17 protein-coding genes are annotated in these 18455 nt (G+C 71.7%); 8 read left to right on the top strand and 9 right to left on the bottom strand.

Features of this window, described 5'->3' with window-relative positions:
- The first annotated feature begins 372 nt into the window (after positions 1-372).
- A complete protein-coding gene (locus ACSC1Q_RS33395) occupies positions 373-2688 on the top strand; it encodes a polysaccharide lyase 8 family protein (RefSeq protein ID WP_436762688.1) in 2316 nt (771 codons plus the stop codon).
- Between the two features lie 200 nt (positions 2689-2888).
- Positions 2889-3992 carry a lytic polysaccharide monooxygenase auxiliary activity family 9 protein gene (locus ACSC1Q_RS33400; RefSeq protein ID WP_436762689.1) on the top strand — a complete coding sequence of 368 codons (1104 nt, stop codon included), beginning with the start codon at positions 2889-2891 and terminating at the stop codon, positions 3990-3992.
- Positions 3993-4063: 71 nt separating this feature from the next.
- Here the strand turns inward: ACSC1Q_RS33400 and ACSC1Q_RS33405 are convergent, their stop codons facing one another.
- From ACSC1Q_RS33405 to ACSC1Q_RS33430, 6 genes are all read right to left on the bottom strand, one after another.
- Positions 4064-5260, bottom strand: a complete 1197-nt coding sequence (locus tag ACSC1Q_RS33405; RefSeq protein ID WP_436762690.1) for an MFS transporter — start codon at positions 5258-5260, stop codon at positions 4064-4066.
- A 44-nt stretch (positions 5261-5304) separates the two neighbouring features.
- On the bottom strand, positions 5305-6399 hold the full coding sequence (locus ACSC1Q_RS33410; RefSeq protein WP_436762691.1) for a GntG family PLP-dependent aldolase: 1095 nt from the start codon (positions 6397-6399) through the stop codon (positions 5305-5307).
- 64 nt (positions 6400-6463) lie between these two features.
- Positions 6464-7786: an ATP-grasp domain-containing protein gene (locus ACSC1Q_RS33415; RefSeq protein WP_436762692.1), complete on the bottom strand. Its 1323-nt coding sequence runs from the start codon at positions 7784-7786 to the stop codon at positions 6464-6466.
- Positions 7783-8814 (bottom strand): PLP-dependent cysteine synthase family protein, encoded by a 1032-nt coding sequence (locus ACSC1Q_RS33420; protein WP_436762693.1) that lies wholly within the window; start codon positions 8812-8814, stop codon positions 7783-7785. Before ACSC1Q_RS33420 ends, ACSC1Q_RS33415 begins: the two co-directional genes overlap by 4 nt.
- Complete coding sequence (locus ACSC1Q_RS33425; protein ID WP_436762694.1) at positions 8811-9719, bottom strand: GHMP family kinase ATP-binding protein; 909 nt, start codon at positions 9717-9719, stop codon at positions 8811-8813. Before ACSC1Q_RS33425 ends, ACSC1Q_RS33420 begins: the two co-directional genes overlap by 4 nt.
- Positions 9716-11215: a lyase family protein gene (locus ACSC1Q_RS33430; RefSeq protein WP_436762695.1), complete on the bottom strand. Its 1500-nt coding sequence runs from the start codon at positions 11213-11215 to the stop codon at positions 9716-9718. Before ACSC1Q_RS33430 ends, ACSC1Q_RS33425 begins: the two co-directional genes overlap by 4 nt.
- A 126-nt stretch (positions 11216-11341) precedes the next feature.
- On the opposite strand from ACSC1Q_RS33430, the gene ACSC1Q_RS33435 reads away from it, so the two are divergent.
- Positions 11342-12082 carry a helix-turn-helix domain-containing protein gene (locus tag ACSC1Q_RS33435; RefSeq protein WP_436762696.1) on the top strand — a complete coding sequence of 247 codons (741 nt, stop codon included), beginning with the start codon at positions 11342-11344 and terminating at the stop codon, positions 12080-12082.
- A gap of 7 nt (positions 12083-12089) precedes the next feature.
- Positions 12090-12749: a LuxR C-terminal-related transcriptional regulator gene (locus ACSC1Q_RS33440; RefSeq protein ID WP_436762697.1), complete on the top strand. Its 660-nt coding sequence runs from the start codon at positions 12090-12092 to the stop codon at positions 12747-12749.
- Positions 12750-12785: 36 nt separating this feature from the next.
- Here the strand turns inward: ACSC1Q_RS33440 and ACSC1Q_RS33445 are convergent, their stop codons facing one another.
- Both ACSC1Q_RS33445 and ACSC1Q_RS33450 read right to left on the bottom strand, forming a co-directional pair.
- On the bottom strand, positions 12786-13436 hold the full coding sequence (locus ACSC1Q_RS33445; RefSeq protein WP_436762698.1) for a 4'-phosphopantetheinyl transferase family protein: 651 nt from the start codon (positions 13434-13436) through the stop codon (positions 12786-12788).
- Positions 13433-14272, bottom strand: coding sequence for a metallophosphoesterase family protein (locus tag ACSC1Q_RS33450; RefSeq protein ID WP_436762699.1), 840 nt, complete (start codon positions 14270-14272; stop codon positions 13433-13435). The genes ACSC1Q_RS33445 and ACSC1Q_RS33450 overlap by 4 nt, the downstream gene beginning before the upstream one ends.
- Positions 14273-14868: 596 nt before the next feature.
- On the opposite strand from ACSC1Q_RS33450, the gene ACSC1Q_RS33455 reads away from it, so the two are divergent.
- Positions 14869-15693, top strand: coding sequence for a helix-turn-helix domain-containing protein (locus ACSC1Q_RS33455; RefSeq protein WP_436762700.1), 825 nt, complete (start codon positions 14869-14871; stop codon positions 15691-15693).
- Complete coding sequence (locus tag ACSC1Q_RS33460) at positions 15677-15904, top strand: DUF397 domain-containing protein (RefSeq protein ID WP_436762701.1); 228 nt, start codon at positions 15677-15679, stop codon at positions 15902-15904. Before ACSC1Q_RS33455 ends, ACSC1Q_RS33460 begins: the two co-directional genes overlap by 17 nt.
- Positions 15905-15947: 43 nt before the next feature.
- On the opposite strand, the gene ACSC1Q_RS33465 is transcribed toward ACSC1Q_RS33460, so the two are convergent.
- The gene (locus ACSC1Q_RS33465) at positions 15948-16283 is read right to left on the bottom strand and encodes a hypothetical protein (RefSeq protein WP_436762702.1); all 336 of its coding nucleotides are present in this window, start codon (positions 16281-16283) and stop codon (positions 15948-15950) included.
- Between the two features lie 711 nt (positions 16284-16994).
- On the opposite strand from ACSC1Q_RS33465, the gene ACSC1Q_RS33470 reads away from it, so the two are divergent.
- Both ACSC1Q_RS33470 and ACSC1Q_RS33475 read left to right on the top strand, forming a co-directional pair.
- Positions 16995-18086 carry a M4 family metallopeptidase gene (locus ACSC1Q_RS33470; protein WP_436762703.1) on the top strand — a complete coding sequence of 364 codons (1092 nt, stop codon included), beginning with the start codon at positions 16995-16997 and terminating at the stop codon, positions 18084-18086.
- A 198-nt stretch (positions 18087-18284) separates the two neighbouring features.
- Entirely contained in the window at positions 18285-18452 is a 168-nt protein-coding gene (locus ACSC1Q_RS33475; protein ID WP_436762704.1) for a hypothetical protein, read from the top strand.
- Positions 18453-18455 lie beyond the last annotated feature (3 nt).

The raw sequence follows: 18455 nt of genomic DNA on the forward strand, positions 1-18455 counted from the left end.
AAGCTTTGTGCTTTGGGGGCGGTTTTATGGCCCGCTGTGACCTCTGGTAGGTGCACCGTGGTCAGCGCTCGCCTCGTGCGGCTGCGTCGGACGGTCCAGGCCCTTGCCGATGCCTGGAAGAGGAGTTCCATACCCCCCTCAGTGACGAGTTCGTCCTCTATATGCCGTTATTGGCTGTTTTCCGCTATTTGAGGGGAACCTTGAAGGTGGGGAATGCGCCCCAGCCCACGCACCGAGTCCTCCATGGACATCCGCCACAGCGTGTTCCCGGCGGCGTTCGTACGCCCGCTCGCCGTCACCGGAAGTGAACAACCAACCCATATGTCACCCTATGATCTTTTGTGATATTGCCCCATCGCCGGAAGAGTCTTCATGCGCCACCCCCTCAGTCGGCGGTCCGCCCTGCTGGGCGCCGCGACGGTGGCCGGTCTCGCCCTGTGGGAGAGACCGGCCAAGGCGGTCGGCGCCACGTTCGACGCCGCCGCGTTCGACGCCGCGCGTGAGCGGTGGGTGAGCCTGCTGGCCGGTGGGTCGTACGACTCCGCGCGTGCCGACAGGGCTTACACCGACAGGACGCGGGCGCTCGAAGGCTCGGCCGGCGCGGTGCTGCGCAAGCTGAGGCCCGCCGCCGGTCGCCCGAGCCTGTGGCCGGACCTGCCGCTGTCGGACCCCCGGACGGGTAATTTCAACCGCTCCTACAACCGCATGCGCACGCTGGCGCTGGCCTGGGCCACGCCGGGCACCGCCATGCACCGGGACGGCCGGGTCGCCGAGACCGCTGTCAGGGCGCTCGACTTCCTCCACGAGCACGCCTACCACGAAGGGCTCGACCGGCGGGGCAGCAACTGGTTCTGGTGGGAGATCGGCGTCCCCCGCGCGCTGACCGACACCTGCGCCCTGCTGTACGACGGCCTGCCCTCGGGCCGCCTCGACCGCTGGTTGCGTCCCCTGCGCCGCTGGTGCCCCGACCCGGAGCGCCGTGTCAGCCACCCGGGCGTCGTCGAGACCGGCGCCAACCGCGCGGGCAAGGCCATGGCGGTGGCGATGCGCGGAGTGCTCACCCACGACGCGCGCCTCGTCAGGCGGGCCAGGGACGCGGTCTCCGACCTGCTGCGGCCGACAAGGGGCCCGGGCGACGGCTTCTACCGTGACGGGTCGTTCATCCAGCACGACGTGTACCCCTACACCGGCAGCTACGGCGTGGACTACCTGGAGAGCGTGGCCAAGCTGATCGCCATGCTCGCCGGGTCGCCGTGGGAGATCACCGGCATCGGCAACGTCTACGACCTCGTGGACCGCTCGTTCGTGCCGTTCGTCTTCGACGGGCTGATGATGGACTGCGTACGCGGCCGGCAGATCTCGGTGCAGGGCCACCGTGACCACCACTCGGGACACAAGGCGGTCGAGGCCGTCCTCACCCTGCTGGAGACGGCACCCGAGCGCCATGCCCGGCGCTGGCGACCGCTGGTCAAGGGCTGGCTCACCCGCAACCAGGCCACCCCCTACGGCGCGTTCGCGCCGCCGGCGAGCATCGCCAGGGCCACGGCCCTGCTGGCCGACCCGTCGGTGCCGGTCGGCCCGCGTACGACGGGCACGTACGTCTTCGCCGACATGGACCGGGTCGTGCACCGCCGTCCCACCTGGGCGTACGCGATCGCGATGAGCTCGGAGCGCATCGGCGCGGCCGAGGCGATGAACCGGGAGAACCTGCACGGCTGGTACACCGGCGACGGCATGACCTACCTCTACACCGGCGACCTCACCCACTGGAACGACGACCTGTGGCCCACGATCGACCCGTACCGGCTGCCGGGCACGACGGTCGACAGGCGCAGGCGCGCCGATCTCCCGCACGACCACCGTCGCCTGCCGCCGACCCCGTGGGCGGGCGGTGTGGCGCTCGACGGCGAGTACGGTGTGGCGGCCATGCGGCTGGTCGCCGGTGGCTCCTCGCTGCGGGCCAGGAAGGCGTGGTTCCTGCTCGACGACGCGGTGATCGCCCTCGGCGCCGGTATCACCGCCTCCGGCGGCCGCCGTGTCGAGACCGTCCTGGAGAACCGCAACACCCACGACCGGCATCCACCGCTGACCCGGGGCGACGGCTGGATCCACCTGCCCGGTGTGGCCGGCTACGCGGTGCTCGACGGCGCCGACGCGAAGGTGATCCGCGAGGAGCGCACCGGCCGCTGGCGCGACATCGACAGGGGCGCCACCACCGGTGGCGACACCTCCCCTGTCACCAGGCACTACACGACGATCCTCATCGACCACGGCGTCGATCCCCGCGGGGCCCGCTACGCCTACGCCGTGCTGCCCGATGCCTCCATCACTCAGATGGAGGCCTACGAGGGGCGGGTCGAGATCCTCGCCAACTCCGCGGCGGCGCAGGCCATCTCGCGCGACGGTGTGATCGCCGCCGTCTTCTGGCGCGCGGGGACCGTCGAGACCGCGGACGGGCCGCTCACCGTCGACGGCCCCTGCACGCTGCTGGTCCGCCGCGCCGGCGAGCGGGTACGGCTCGCGGTATCCGACCCGTCCAGGACCGTCGACGAGGTGAGGATCACGTTGCCCTGGCCGGTGAGATCGGTCAGGGAGAGCGATCGCAGCGTGCGCAGGGCCAGGACCGCGCTCAAGGTGGAGGTGGGTGGCAGCCGCGGGTACGCCCACACCGCGGAGGTGCGCGTCTGACCCGAAAAGCGCGATGAACCTTTCATCCGCTTTTGCGAGGTATGGCCAGCTCCGGGCCGGTCGCCCTCCGAGAGCCGTGGGCCACTGTTGCCCCCACAAGTGGATTCGGCGACGGTGAGGAGCCTCTGGCGCGAGGACCCCGCCCTCGCTCGGCGCGCCAGGACTCGTCCCCCCGGCACTCGAAAAGGAGACCTGTACCGATGAGGTCACGTACGCTCCGACTCCTGCGCGACCAGTCCCACGCGTCCGGCGTCGCCTCCCTCCACCGGATCCCGGTCTGGCGGATGGTCGTCGCGGCGCTGGTCGCGCTCGCGACCGCGTTCGCGCTCACCACCGCGATGGCGACACCCGCCTCGGCGCACGGCTCCATCAGCGACCCGCCCTCGCGCAACTACGGCTGCTGGCAGCGCTGGGGAAGCGACTTCCAGAACCCGGCCATGGCCCAGCAGGACCCCATGTGCTGGCAGGCCTGGCAGAGCAACACCAACGCGATGTGGAACTGGAACGGGCTGTTCCGCGAGGGCGTCGGCGGCAACCACCAGGCCGCTATCCCCGACGGGCAGCTCTGCAGCGGCGGCCGGACCGAAGGCGGCCGATACAACTCCATGGACACGGTCGGCGCGTGGAAGACCGTGGACCGTCCCGCCTCGTTCACGATGAACCTGCTGGACCAGGCCTCGCACGGCGCGGACTACATCCGCGTCTACGTCACCAGGCAGGGCTTCAACCCCAAGACCCAGCCGCTGAGGTGGAGTGACCTGGAACTCGTCAACCAGCTGGGCAGCAGGCCCACCGGCACCACCACGGCCATCCCGGTGAACGCGCCCGGCCGTACCGGCCACCACATCGTCTACACCGTCTGGCAGGCCAGCCACCTCGACCAGTCCTACTACTTCTGCAGCGACGTCAACTTCACCGGCGGGACGAACCCCAACCCCACCCCCACGCCGACCCCGACGCCCACGCCGACCCCCACCCCGACTCCGACCCCCACCCCGACCCCGGTCCCGGGCGGCTGCTCGGCCACCTACCGCGTCACCTCCCAGTGGTCCGGCGGCTTCCAGGCGGACGTGAGCGTGACCGCGGGCTCCAGGGCGATCACCGGCTGGACGGTGAACTGGACCTTCGCGGGCGGTGAGCGGGTCACCTCGTCGTGGAACGCGACCCTGACCACCAGCGGGTCCGCGGTCAGCGCCCGCAACGTCGCCCACAACGGCTCACTGGGCGCCGGCGCCGTCGGCACCTTCGGATTCCTCGGCTCCGGCACCAGCGGCACCCCTGCCCTCACCTGCACGGCGACCTAAGGAGCATGTACGCGCCGGCCCGCCACCTCCCCTCCCGGTGGCGGGCCGGTCCGGTGTCCGTCATCCGCCGTTCACGGCTTCGAGGCGATCTCGCCGCGCGGGACCAGGGCGGCGCCGAGCAGGGAGAGCGCGCAGGCGGCCCAGAAGACCGCGGGCAGGCCCGCGAGGGCGGCGACCAGGCCACCGGCCGCGGCGCCCAGCGGCATGGCCCCCATGCCGATGAGACGGCAGGTGGCGTTCACCCGCCCGAGCAGGCCGTCGGGGATGAGCCGCTGGCGCATCGAGACGGAGACGACGTTGGTGACCGCGTTGGCCGCGCCGATGCCCGCGGCGGCGGGGAAGACCGCGAGGGGGGAGGGGACGAGCAGGGGAACCAGCAGCAGGAGCCCGTTGAGCAGCGTGACGCCCACCAGGGCGCCGTTCTCACCGGCGAGCCGGGTGAGCCGCCCGGCGAACACCGACCCGGCCACCGCCCCCGCCGCCAGCGTGGCCGCCAGGAAGCCGTACTGGCCGGGAGTGAGCCCCACGCGGGAGCCGCCGCCGACCACCCACAGCACGAAGACGGCGAAGTACGCGCCGTAGGCCAGGTTGAGCACGCCGGAGTACGCGGCCAGGCCGCGCAGGGCGCGGTGTCCCCACAGGTAGCGCATGCCGTCGGCGATGTCGGCGCGCAACGCCTGCGCAGGGGCGGTCTCCGGCCGGAACCGGCCGCGCATGCCGAGCAGCAGGAGCGCGGCGCCCACGTACAGCAGGGCGGCCGTCCCGAAGACGGCGGTGGAGGCGACACCGACCAGCAGGCCCGCGAGCGGCGCCCCGAGGAAGTGGTTGCCGAGCGTCTGGGTCGCGACGAGCCGCCCGTTGGCCGCCTCCAGCCGGTCGCCGGGCACGGCCATCGGCAGCGCCGACTGGGCGGAGGTGTCGGCGAACACCTCCGCGGCCCCGGCGAGCAGCACCGCGGCCACCAGCACCGGCAGGGTCAGCACGCCGTACCACGCGGCGGCGGCCGTCGCGGCCAGCACGGCCACCCGCGACCAGCCCGCCAGGATCATGATCCGGCGCCGGTCGTGGCGGTCGGCGATCGCGCCCGCGTGCAGGGCCAGCAGCAGCCACGGCAGCGTCGTGGCGGCGCTGACCAGCGACACCAGCACCGGCGAGCGGGTGAGGGAGACCGCCAGCAGGGGAACGCCGACCAGCAGGACGCCGTCGGCGAGGTTCGACAGGCCGGACGCCGCCCACAGGTGCCGGAACGGCCGCCCCAGCCCCGTCACCGGCTCTTCCGTACGCCGGCTCGCCGGCCCGCTCTGGTCCGTTCTCATCGGCCGCTGGGGGCGAGCAGCTCGGCGAAGATCTTGATCGCCCGGTCGACGGCGTCGGTGCCGACACCCGCGTGGGTCACCGCGCGGATCCGCCCGTGGCCCAGCTCCTCCACCCGGACGCCCCGGCGCCGGGCCGCCGCGATGAACGACCGGGTGGTGTAGCGCTCGTCGCGTACGCGGAAGAACACCATGTTCGTGATCGGCGGGCCGGGGGCGAGCCGGATGCCCGGCAGGCGTGACAGCCCGCGGGCGAGGCGGGCGGCCTTCTCGTGGTCCTCGGCGAGCCTGCCGGTCATCTCGGTGAGGGCGATGATGCCGCAGGCCGCGATCATGCCGGCCTGCCGCATGCCGCCGCCGAGCATCTTCCGCATCCGCCTGGCCTGGGCGATGATCGCCCGGTCGCCCACGAGGACCGATCCGATCGGCGCGCACAGGCCCTTCGACAGGCAGATCTGCACCGTGTCGGCGTAGAAGGCGATCTCCGCCGGGGTGACGCCCAGCGCGACCGAGGCGTTGAAGATGCGCGCCCCGTCCAGGTGCAGCGCCACCCCGTGCGAGCGCGTCAGCTGGGCCACCTCGGCGAGGTAGTCCAGCTGGAGCGGCAGGCCGCCGCACCGGTTCTGCGGCGTCTCCAGGCTGACCAGCGCGGGCGGCGCGATCTGCGGGTCGGTACGGTCGACCGTGCACGCCTCGGCGATGTCCTCCAGGCTGATCGTCCCGTCAGGCAGGTTGGCGAGCGGCTCGTAGACGATGCCGCCGCACATCGACGCGCCCCCGGCCTCGTAGACGTACAGGTCGGACTCGTGGCCGACGATCGCCTTGCCGCCGCGCGGGCAGTGCGCCAGCAGCGCCGCGAGGTTGGCCATGGTGCCGCTCGGCATCAGGCAGCCCGCCGCCTTGCCCAGCAGGTTGGCGGCGAGCCGTTCCAGCTTGGCCACCGTCGGGTCCTCGCCGTAGACGTCGTCGCCCAGCGGCGCGTTCGCGGCGGCCTCCAGCATCTCGGGGGTCGGCAGCGTGAAGGTGTCGCTGCGCAGCTCGATCTCGCCGCCGTCGTCGTGCTCTCCGGCGACCAGGTGGGGTGTGTCCAGCACGCTCGTCATGGGATTCCAATCGGGGGTTCCGGGAGGGGCGGTGACGGTCGGATCGAAGGGAAGGTCAGGAGGGGGAGATGTGGTACCCCTGCCGGGGGATCTCGATCGGCGGCAGCTCGGGGAGCAGGACGGGCCGCAGGTGCCCGAGCGCGGTGTCCAGCGTGTCGTACAGCTCGCTGTGGCCGGGAGCGTGCGCGATCACGTAGCCGAGCCGGTCGTAGCTGCTGCGAGGTGGCCGCACCTCCGAGCCCGGCGGAGCCGTGACCGTCACCGTGTCGACACCCGGCACGGAGCCCGCGTCCTGCACCCCGGCCACCTCCCGCAGCGTGACCCTCCCCCGCCCACCCCCGGCGCCGTCCGGCGCGAGCAGGAAGGCGATGCCGGCGGGGGTGAAGCGGTCGGGCAGCGGCAGCTGGTCCAGGTCGGCGGCGGCCCGCAGGTGCGCGTCGAGCAGGTCGAAGCCGCACGCCCGCGCGATGACCTCGGGGATCATGCCGCCCGCGGGCCGGGCGTTGATCTCCACGACGTACGCGTGACCGTCGATGAGCTTCATCTCGATGTGGGTGGCGCCGTGGGTGATCCCGACGGCGGCCAGCGCCCGCAGCGCGACCCCGGTGAGCACCCGGACCTCCTCCGCGGGCAGCGGCGCGGGGAAGACGTGCCCGCGCTCCACGAAGTGCGGCGGCGACGTCACCCGCTTGGCGGTGATGCCGACGCACCGGTGGAACCCGCCGGAGCTGACCGTCTCGACGCTGAACTCCGGCCCTCCCAGGTATCCCTCGATCAGCGCGGTCCTCGCGGTGGCCTGCCCCCTTACGTTGACGCCGGAGGAGATGATCCGGCGGCAGTGGGCGGCCACCTCGCCGGGCGTGTAGCAGAGCACCACGCTCAGCGAGCCGGTGTCGTCGACGGGCTTGACGACGCACGGCAGGGCGATCCGCGACAGCGCGATCACGATCCGCGAGTCGAAGTCGTCGCCGGGGCCCACCAGCTCGAAGGCGGGGGAGGGCAGCCTGGCCGCCGCCAGGGTACGGCGCATCCGCCCCTTGTCCCTGCAGGCGGCGACGGCCTCCGGCGGGTTGCCGGGAAGCCCGAGGTCGAACGCGACCCTGGCGACCGCGGCGGTGTAGAACTCGCTGGTCGTGGTCACCCCGGCGATCTCGGCCATCCCGCCCAGGGCGTGGCACAGCTCCGCGGCCAGGGTGTCGGGGGAGCCGGTGGCGCACGTGACGACCCGCACCCCGGTGGACGCGAGCCCGGGATAGCGCGCGGGGCTGTCGGTGGCGAGCACCGGCGTGAAGCCCAGCGCCGCCGCCCTGGCGAAGGCGAGCATCCCCGAGCCGGTGGTGTTGGACTCGACGAACACAAGGATCGGGGCCGGGTTCATGCGTACTCCAGGGCCCGGCCCAGCGTCGCGTAGGACCAGGTCACCGCGGTGTCGGTGAGCTGGATGGGGTCGGGGGCGCGCGGCGGGCGCAGGTCGGTCAGGCCGTGCGCGGCCCGGTACTCGGCGCTGTAGATCGTGTTCACGTACCGGTCGCCCCGGTCCGGGAAGATCACCACCACCGAGACGTCCGGGTCGAGCCGCGAGGCGAGCCAGCGCGCCACCTGGTAGGCCGAGCCCGAGCTGTTGCCCGCGAACACCTTCTCGTACGAGGCCAGCTCCAGCGTCGCGGCGAACGCCTCCCGGTCGGACAGCCAGTGGACCTCGTCGATGACCGAGAAGTCCACGTTGGCCGGTACCAGGCTGTTGCCCAGGCCGCTCTGCAGCCGCTTGGGCACGTCCGGCTGGCCGAAGATGGCGCTGCCGACCGCGTCGACGGCGACCACGCGCAGCCCTGGGTTGGTCCGCCTCAGGGCCCGCGCCGTCCCGCACAGCGAGCCGCCGCTGCCCACCGCGCCCACCAGCACGTCGACCCGGCCGATCTCCGAGACGACCTCCTCGGCGAGCCGGTCGTAGGCGGCGGGGTTGGCCGGGTTGTCGTACTGCCGGGGCCAGAACGCGCCCGGGTTGGCGGCCATCACGGCCTGCAGCCGCTCCAGCCTCGCGCTCTGCCAGCCGTTGCCGGTCATCGCGGGCACGATGTCCACGGTGGCGCCCAGCGCCTCCAGCTTGGCCATGGTGATCGGGTCGATCCGCGGGTCGGTGACGATGTGCACCCCGTGGCCGAGGTACGTGCCGACCAGGGCGACCCCCATCGCCAGGGTGCCGGAGGAGCTCTCCACGATCAGGCCGCCGTCGGCCAGGACCCCCTCGGCCCTCGCGGTCAGGATCGCCTGCCTGGCGACGCGGTCCTTCATCCCGTACGGGTTGGCCAGCTCCAGTTTCGCGTGGACGGTCGCCCCGCCGGTCGCCCGCAGGCGCAGCAGCGGGGTCCGGCCGATGGCGTCGATCGCGTCAGTTCTCAGTGTCATGTCCGGCTCGTGCTCCTACAGACGATGAGGGGCCGCCCCAGCCGCTCCAGTTCCGTGAGGGCGCGGGCCAGCCGGGGACCGTGCTCGGGGTCGTGCCGGGCCAGCAGGATCCCCAGGCACGTCCCGCTGTGCCCGACGACCGTGCCGAGCCCGCCCACGTCGCGGCAGATCTCCTCCACCGCCGCAAGGTGAGGTTTGGCGTTGAAGGTCTGGAACAGCCGCGCGCTGGCGGAGGCGACCCTGCCGACCGCCGCCAGGTCGTGGTCGCGCACGGCACGTGTGAGGTCGTCCAGGAGCTCGCCGTAGCGCACCGCCCAGTGGGCGGGGATCGGCTTCCTCGACCGGTTGAAGGCGACGGTGTCGACGCTCTCCCCGTCGTCGATCCCGGCGATGGTCAGCTGGGGGAGGGTGCCCATGCGCCGGTGCAGCCGCACCTCCCGGTGGAAGAACGCGGTGATCCCCGGGTGCATCACCCCGTCGGACGGCTCGATCTCGGCCATCATCTGTTTCAGCAGCCGGTTGGGCAGCTTCAGGCGGAAGGCCGAGTCCACCGCCCGCGCGGTGGCGACCAGGTCGGCGGTGGAGCTGGCCATGCCCTTGCCCTCGGGCAGCGCGCTGTTGAGCATCAGCCAGCCGCCGGTGTGCGCCCCGTACCGCTCCAGGATCCGGGTGGCGAGGCGCCGCGCCTTGTTCTTGTGCGGCGGCGAGACGATCACCTGGTCCAGCTGCGGGTCGGGTTCGAAGACGGCCTCCACGTACAGGTCGACGGGGAAGGTCACCAGGAAGTCCGTACCGGGTCCCAGGATTCCCTGGAGGAGCTCGCCGAACGTGCCGGGGGCGCGCCCCCGGCCGACCCCACCAGCCCGGCCGGTGACGGTCTCCTCGAACGGCATCTGGATGGTCATGACAGATCGCCCGCCTTCGTGCCGGTGGTGTGCTCCCAGGCCTCCCGCAGCCACCCGGACCGCTCCGCGGCTCCGCGTTCGGCGGCGGACAGCCGGTCGCCGGTCTGCTCCAGGAGGAGACGGACCTGCTCGGGACCCGTCGAGCCGCCGGTCCGCTTGCGCCACACGCTCGCCTCGGCGTCCAGCAGGCCGCGTACATCGGCCTCCTCGACGGCGAGGGGGAAGCCGAGCCGCTCGCCCGCGGCGGCGAGGTCCGGTGCCGAGAGCAGGTCGGGGGTGAGGGCGGCGTCCGGGCCGAGCCGTTCCATGGTGGCCGAGATCCAGGAGCCGACGACGACCTGCGCGCTCCTGGCCGGCACGCCGTGTTCGAGGGTGAGGTGGTTGGCGACGGTCGAGGCGGCCGTCAGCTCGCCGCGCGCCACCCGGGCCGCCCGCTCCGGGTGGAACCGCACGTTCGCGACCACCCGCTCGAACAGCGCCAGCATCGTGCCGCAGGTCGAGAAGAGGTCCTCCAGGAAGCGGGTGCTCTCCTTGGAGACCTCCACCAGGTTGGTGTAGCCGGTGTTGCGCTGCCCGATCATGATGTCGTACGAGAGCCCGACCAGGTGGCCGGTCATCCCGCGGGCCCGCTCCAGGATCGGGAAGTTGCGCTTGTGCGGCATCGCCGAGGAGATCCCGGCGAGCTCGTCGGGCAGGTCGACGAACCGGCAGCTCGACCCGCTCCACCAGATCAGGTCGGTCAGGAAGCGGCTCAGCGTGGTGCCGAGCACCGACAGCTCCCCGGCCGTGCGCAGCACCCAGGCGCGGGAGGCGACCGACGTGAGCGCGTGCGGCTGCGGGCGGTCGAAGCCGAGCGCGACGGCGATCCGCTCCCGGTCCCACGGCAGCTCCAGCCCGGCCATCGCCCCGGCGCCCAGCGGGCAGAGGTTGACCGTGTCGAACAGCGCGAGGAGCGACTCGACGGCGTCGGTCGCCGCCTCGGCGAGCGCGGCCAGGTAGAAGCCGAAGGTGATGGTCTGCGCGGTCTGGTGCTGGGTGTAGCCCGGCATGACCGACTCGGTGTGCCCGGCCGCGGCCCGCAGCGTGGCGCGGGCCAGCCCGCCCACCGCCGCGACCGTCTCCAGCAGCCGCTCCCTGCCGAGCATGAGCTGCGCGCACGCCTGGACGTCGTTGCGGCTGCGATCGACGTGCCAGGCGTGCGCGCCCTCGGGGACGCGCGCCTGGACGGACCTCTCCAGGGCGAACAGCGGGTCCGACATGGCCGCGGCGCGCTCGGCGCCGACCTGCTCGGGCGTCAGGTCGAGCACCACCCGGCGGATCCGCTCCGCCGCGTCGTGGCCGAGCAGGCCCATCCGGGCGTACTCGGCGGTCTGGGTCAGCTCGATCCACCGGTAGTGCCGGAGCAGGGTGCCCATCTCCCAGTCGAACCGCTGGGTCAGGACCGCGTCGTCGAGTAACCGTGCCGGGGGCCGCCGTATCCGTCCTGTCGGAAGCATGAGGCTCACGCTGCCAGCGCCCGTACGGTCTGACCAGGCAGAATGACCGGCGATATCGCGACGATACCCGACGATAATCGGATCTTCCTATGTTGACGGCATCTGATCGTCACCGGGAGGACTCACGTGAGGTCTGCACTTCTGTCCGACAGCCTGGGGTTCGCCCAGCTGCTGCGCACCCATCGGGACAAGGCGCGGCTGACGCAGGAGGAACTGGCGGAGCGCGCCCGCCTGAGCGTGCGCACGCTGCGCGATCTGGAGCGGGGCCGTACCCGCTACCCGCACCGCACCTCGGTGCGCCGCCTGGCCGCCGCCCTGGAGCTGACCGGCGACGACCGCCTCACCTTCGAGGCCGCCCCGCCCCGCTCGCTCGGCGCCCCCGCCGTGGCGCCGCCCCCGGAGTGGGCGCTGCCCTCGGTGAGCGGCACCGTCGCGCTGAGCCGGCTCCCGCTGCTGCGGGAGGTCGAGGACACGGTGTCGGTCGCCTCCGGTGGCGGGGAGCCCGCGCTGGTGACCGTCACCGGCCCGGCGGGGGTCGGCAAGACCACCCTCGCCACCCAGTGCGCCCTGGTGCTGCGCCAGCGGATGGGGCTGGACGTCCTCTTCCTCGACCTGGGCCGCGACCGGCGCGACCCCCGCGAGCTGCGCGACGCCGTGCGGCTGGCGCGTATCGCCCGCATGACGTCCCCGGTCTCCGGCGGGCGCTGCCTGCTCCTGCTCGACGACGCCCACGGCGCCGACGGCCTGTCGGAGGGCCGCGTGCCGCCGCTGCTGGCACTCGGCTTCACCGGCGTCGTCGTCACCGGCAGGGAACCGCTCACCGAACTCGTACCGTCACGGCACATCGCGCTCGCGCGCCTGAGATGAGACACCGATGAACAACGGGGTTGGAACGGACATCCGGGTGCTGATCTGCTACTCGGAGAGACTGCTGCGCACGGCACTGTGCTCGATCCTCGCCGCCGAACCGGGGCTGCGCGTCGTGGGGGACGCCGGCGACGGGTTCGAGGCGGTGTCCAAGGCCAGGGGCCTGCGGCCCGACGTCGCCCTCGTCGACGAGCGGCTCACCGGCCTCGACGGCGTCCAGGTCACCGAGCGGCTCCGCGCCGACCCGCTGGCGGGCTCGGTGCGGAGCGTCATCCTGACGGAGCACCCGGAGGCCATGTTCGACGCCGTACGCGCCGGGGCCCGCGGTTTCCTGCTGCGCTCCAGCGACCAGGACGAGCTGGTCGGGGCCATCAAGGCCATCGCCAGGGGGGAGGCGTTCTTCGCGCCGCGGGTCGCGAGCAGCTTCCTGAGCCGCTTCGAGAACGGGCTCCCGTACCGCCCGCCGGAGGCCGTCAAGTCGCTCACCGAACGCGAGCACGAGGTGCTGGCCCTGGTCGCCGACGGGCTGAACAACACCGAGATCGCGAGCAAGCTGTACGTGAGCCAGGCGACCGTCAAGTTCCACGTGTCCAACCTCCTCAGCAAGCTCAACCTGCGCGACCGTCTCCAGATGGCGGTGTTCGCGCACAAGGCCGGCGTCGTGTGACCCTCCGCCGGCCCGGCCGGGCGGGCCGGGGCGGGGTCAGGGCGCGGGTTTCCCGGGTATCGCGATGGCGGTCACGACCAGGCCGTCGGACACCAGCCAGCGCCCCGTGAAACCGGTCAGCTCCCGGCCCTCCACCCGGGGGCCGGGAACGAGGAGGCGGGCGGTGAACGTACCGGAGGGGGAGAAGGTGAGGTGGGCCTCCTCGAAGCCGAGCCAGCGCCTGGCCAGCGGGAACCACGCCTTGTAGACGCTCTCCTTGGCGCTGAACAGCAGCCGTCCCCAGTGCACGCCGTCGTCGAGCCGCGCGATCTCGTCGCGCTCCTCGGGCAGCGAGACCGCGGGCAGGACGCCGTCGGGGAGCGGCTCGTGGGGCTCCGCGTCGATGCCGACGGCGAGCGCGTCGAGGGAGACGGCCGCCGCGCGGTATCCGGCGCAGTGGGTGATGGCGCCCACCACCCCGTCCGGCCACCCGGGCGCGCCGCGCTCGCCGGGCAGGATCGGCGCCGGGGGCAGCCCCAGGTCGGCCAGGGCCCGGCGGGCGCAGTGGCGCGCGGTGCCGAACTCGCGCCGCCGCTTGTCCACCGCGCGGGCGACGGCCGCCTCCTCCTCGGGGAACAGCACGACGTCCGGCGGGTCCTCGAAGCACTCCGCGCTCGCCACCCACGGCGGCAGGATCTTCTCGATCATGCGACGGTCCTCGGGTCGGGCAGGATGCGCCGCAGCTGGCCGGGCGCGGTGGGCCTGGGACGCCACTCGCGGGGATAACCCAAGGAGACCTCCTCGAAGCGGACACCGTCGTGCCAGGTTGTCCGGGGGATGTGCAGGTGGCCGTAGACGACCGTGGCGGCGTCGAAGCGCAGGTGCCAGTCGGCGGTGCGCTCGGTGCCGCACCAGATCGCGAACTCCGGGTGGTACAGGATCAGGGTGGGCTCGCGCACCAGCGGATAGTGGTTGACCAGCACCGTCGGAACCCCGGGCGGCCTCGCCTCCAGGCGCCGTTCGGTCTCGGCGATCCTGGCGTCGCACCAGGCGTCCCGGGTCGGGTACGGATCGGGGTGGAGCAGCATCTCGTCGGTGCAGACCACGCCCTTGTCGTACGCGAGGGAGAGCGCCTCCTCCTTCGTGTCCACGCCGGGCATGCGGAAGGTGTAGTCGTACAGCACGAACAGCGGGGCGACGGTGACCGGGCCGCCTGGGCCGGTCCAGGTGAGGTAGGGGTCCTCGGGCGTCGTCACCCCCAGGTTCCGGCACATCTCGATCAGGTGCCGGTAGCGCTCCTCGCCCCGCAGCTGGACGGGGTCGCTGGGATGGGTCCACAGCTCGTGGTTGCCGGGCGCCCACACCACCTTCTCGAACCGTTCGGCGAGCAGCCCCAGGGCCCATTCGACGTCGGAGACCTTCTCGGAGACGTCCCCGGCGACCAGCAGCCAGTCGGAGGCGGAGGTGGGCCGCAGCTCCTCGACGATGCTCCGGTTCTCCTGGTAGCCGATGTGCAGGTCGCTGATGGCGAGCAGTGACGTCATGCGTGATCCGCTTCCCGCGAACCGCCGAGACCCGGCGGCGGGGGAGCCCCCGCCGCCCCCTCGTTCGTTTCCACGTTCCCAAGCACCGCCGCCTCCGTCTCGCCCGCTTCCCGGGCGCGGTCACGAACTCGTGATCGCCGAGCAAAAGAACCCTCTCACGACCGCTCCCGGAGGCGCACCCCACCCCGCCGCGAAACGGCGGGAGCCCCGCCACTCCCGGCGTCGCCGGCGTCGCGCGCCGCGGCCGGGTCCGGCGGGGTGATCCTCCCCAAGCCATCCGTCCACGGCCGTTCTCGCCGTGCCGGGGGACCCGTGCTCACGAGATAGCTCCATCTCGCCTATCAGGGACACTTTCCAAGGAGTCGCACGCATCGGTTTTTATCCTGCCTGCCCATTTTGCGGCTTCTCGACCTCTATCGTCCCGGCTGGAACTCCAACGGTGCGCCCCTTGTGTGTTTTCCGCCCGTTCGGGGATTCCCAGGTTGCACGCTGAGCTTCGAGTCCGATCACTTATGGCCGACTACACCTGCGTGACACATTGGTTGCGGTAGACCTGGTGGTCGCGACCACAGCGGTAGCCTGGGATAGGAGTTCGAATGCCGCGCAAAAAACGGGATATGTCAAACACGCCCGAAGCGCATCTAGGGCAGGAGTTGCGGCGATTGCGCGAGTCGCTGGGCTGGTCGCAGGACGACCTGGCGGCGAAGATCCAGTTCTCCTCGGCCATGGTCGGCTTCGTGGAACGGGCGGAAAGGGCGCCGAAGGAAGACTTCTTCCTTCGGTGCGAGGCCGCCCTCGGTGCCGTCGGCAAGCTGATGCCGCTGCTCGCCCAGTGCGAGAAGACGTCACCCCGCTGGTTCCGGCCGTGGACGAAGATCGAGGCCGAGGCGCGGGTCCTTCGCCTCTGGGAGCCTCTGCTGATCCCGGGGCTGCTTCAGACACCGGAGTACGCCTACGCGGTGCTGCGGTGCGAGCCGGGCGTGTCGGAGCGCGAGGTCGAGGAGCTGGTCACCGCCAGGATCCAGCGCCGGAAGATCTTCGATCGAGCCACACCGCCGATGATCTCGGTCGTCATCGACGAGGGCGTCCTGTACCGGCCGGTGGGCGGGAGAGAGGTGATGCACCGCCAGCTGGAGCACCTGCTTGAGCTGATGGCCCGGCCGCACCTCACGGTCCAGGTGGTCCCTGTCAGTGTCGGGGCCACGACGGGCCTGTCAGGGTCCTTTGCCCTCGCTCAGGTGGCGGGCGAGCGAGACGCGGCCTACCTGGACAGCCCCATCAACGGCCAGGTAACCGATCGCGCCGAAGAGGTGCATATGGTTACGCTCAAGTACGACGCGGTTCGTGCCTGGGCACATCCACTCCACGTGTCTGAGCGAGTGATCAGAGAGACGAAGGTGAAGTATGAGCCTCAAGGATGAGCTGGCGGCAGAGCTGGCGACGGCGGCGTGGCGGACCGCTACCAAGACCAGTTCCAACGGTGGTAACTGTGTGGAGGTCGCCCCCCTGTCCGGAGGGCGGGTGGCCCTGCGGGACACCAAGGACCGGGGCGCCGGCCCCGTGCACGTCTTCACCCCCGGTGAGTGGGACGCCTTCCTCGACGGCGCCAGGAAGGGCGAGTTCGACTTCTAGACCAGACAGAGGAAAACCCCCGGCCTCGCGGCCGGGGGTTTTCTCATTTTGCGGGGCTCTCGCCGGCCTCGGGCGGTTCACGGTCGTTCGGATAGTCGACCGAGTCGAGCACCTTCACGCGGACGGGGGTTCTCCGGAATGAGATGTCGTACACGACGAGGTCCCCGTGGCCACCGGGAACGCCTTCCGCCCGCATGAAGGCCTGAGCGTCGGTCATGAGCCTGAACGGAAAGTCGGTGATCAGCTTCTTGTTCTGATCGTATACCTCGACCAGATAGACGAGGATATCGATCGCCAGGACCTGGAGCGTGTGCTCACCGATGCGAACCGGCACCCGCTTACCGCCTGGGGTGGGATTTCTCTGCTGGGGAATGGGCATCGCCACACCATAGAACGACTCGGTTCGTTCGGCCCCCAACTCATGACTACCCCTTGGCTCAGGTGTGGTGGTGACCTTGCGGGCCAGGCTGGGCGGAATTGTCGATCGCGTCCAAAGTCATGGGCTAATCATCCGGAGCCGGAGAAGGAAGCGCGGTGAGAAACCCGACGCTCCAGCCGTGGGGTTCGAGCGGAGCGACCGAGGTCCACGACGATCCGCCGTTCCACACGTCCGTCGAAGTGGATCCCGTCACGCGGCTTTCGGTGTTCCGCGACGAGATCATCGACGTCAAGGACGAGCCGGCCGGGCGACGCCCCCCGGGCCGATCCCGCCGGCACCGGACCGGGCCCGCTGTCCGGCGCCCGGCTGGGAGGCGCCCGGCTGGGGTGGCTGGTTGGGAGGTGGCCGGACGCGGTGGTCCGGGCATCCGCGTACGGCGGCCGGAACGTCGAGGAGGTGCCCCGGGAGGCGGGACGCCAGGGTGACGCCCCTGAGTCACGCGAGGCGTGAGCGCGGCCTCGCCCCGGCTTCGCGACAGGTGCTCCCGCGCGCTCGGGGGTGATCCCGCATTCTCCGGGAAAGGGGTGGCCTCCTGAAAATAAGAGGAAAAGTGGACAAAAGGGTTAATTATTCGTTTTTGGGGGTCTTGATTTCCCATATAGGTAAGGCCATACCCATGCGACCGGCAAAGATGACGGCGATTCTTGAGGTATGACTCCATTCGACAGCATGCCCCGGTGCTGCATCGCACCCCCCGACCTGCTTCAGGCGGTCGCCGACCAGGGAACCCCCGAGGAGCGCGAGGCCGCGCTCAGGACCCTGGCCACCTCGGAGACCGCCAGGGCGCAGCGCGCGTCGTTCGCCGGCGCGCTGCGCCAGCTCAGTCTCACCGTCGCCGACGTGGCGCCCGCCCCCGGCATGGTGCGCACGGTCTACGACGTCGAGAACGGCGGGGACTTCGACCTTCCCGGGCGCAGGAGGCGCGGGGAGGGCGACGGGCCGTCCGGTGACGCGGCGGTCGACGACGCCTACGACGGGGCGGGCATCACCTACGACTTCTACCGGAGTGTCTTCGGGCGGGACAGCATCGACGGGCGGGGACTGGAGATCGTCTCCTCGGTCCACTACGGGACCGACTACGACAACGCCGCCTGGATCGGCTTCCAGATGATCTACGGCGACGGCAGCGGGCAGATCTTCACCAAGGGCTCCCTCACCAAGGCCGTCGACATCGTGGCGCACGAGCTGACCCACGGCATCACCCAGTTCACCGCGCACCTGGTCTACAGCAAGCAGCCGGGAGCCCTCAACGAGTCGTTCTCCGACGTCCTCGGGTCGCTCGCCAAGCAGTACAGCCGGGGGCAGACCGCCGACCAGGCCGACTGGCTCATCGGTGACGGCATCCTGGGCAGCGCCCTGCAGGGGACGGCCCTGCGGTCGATGAAGGCGCCGGGAACCGCCTGGTCGACCCCCTCCGGGGGACGCGACCGGCAGCCGGGACACATGCGCGACTACGTGGACCTGCCCGACGACGGCGACCCCGCCAACGACCACGGAGGCGTCCACATCAACTCGGGCATCCCCAACCACGCCTTCTACCTCGCCGCCACCGCCATCGGCGGCAACGCCTGGGAGCGCGCCGGACGCGTCTGGTACGTCACGCTCACCGAGCGGCTCCGGCCGCGCTCCAACTTCCGGCAGGCCGCGGAGGCGACCGTGGAGGTGGCCGGAGAGCTGTTCGGCGCGGACGGGGACGAGCAGCGGAAGGTGCGCGCCGCGTGGCAGCAGGTCGGGGTCCTCTAGGTCGTGTCCTGTGCCGGTGCGTCACGTCGGTCCAGGCGGGCTGGTGTCCCCGCCGGAGAGTCCGGAGAATGACGCGCACCGGCGGCTCGTCGTCGGGCCAGGCGTCGCGCACGACGCCGCGCGGGGAGCGGGAGGGAGTCTCCGTGCCCGGAACCGGCCCGCTCATCCTCGACGGCACCCTGCGTCACGGTCGTGGTCGTGGTCACGGTCGCGGCGAAGGCCACGGTCACGGTCACGGTCACGGCCACGGCCACGGCCACGGTCACGGCGACGCGACCGGATCCGGGCACGGGTACGGCCACGGCCACGGCCACGGGCGTGAACGGTCGCGGCACGCCACCGGCCGAGCCGCGCGGGCCGGTCTAGGAT

This window comes from Streptosporangium heterodermiicola, from assembly GCF_051390675.1.
Classification (GTDB): Bacteria; Actinomycetota; Actinomycetes; order Streptosporangiales; family Streptosporangiaceae; genus Streptosporangium.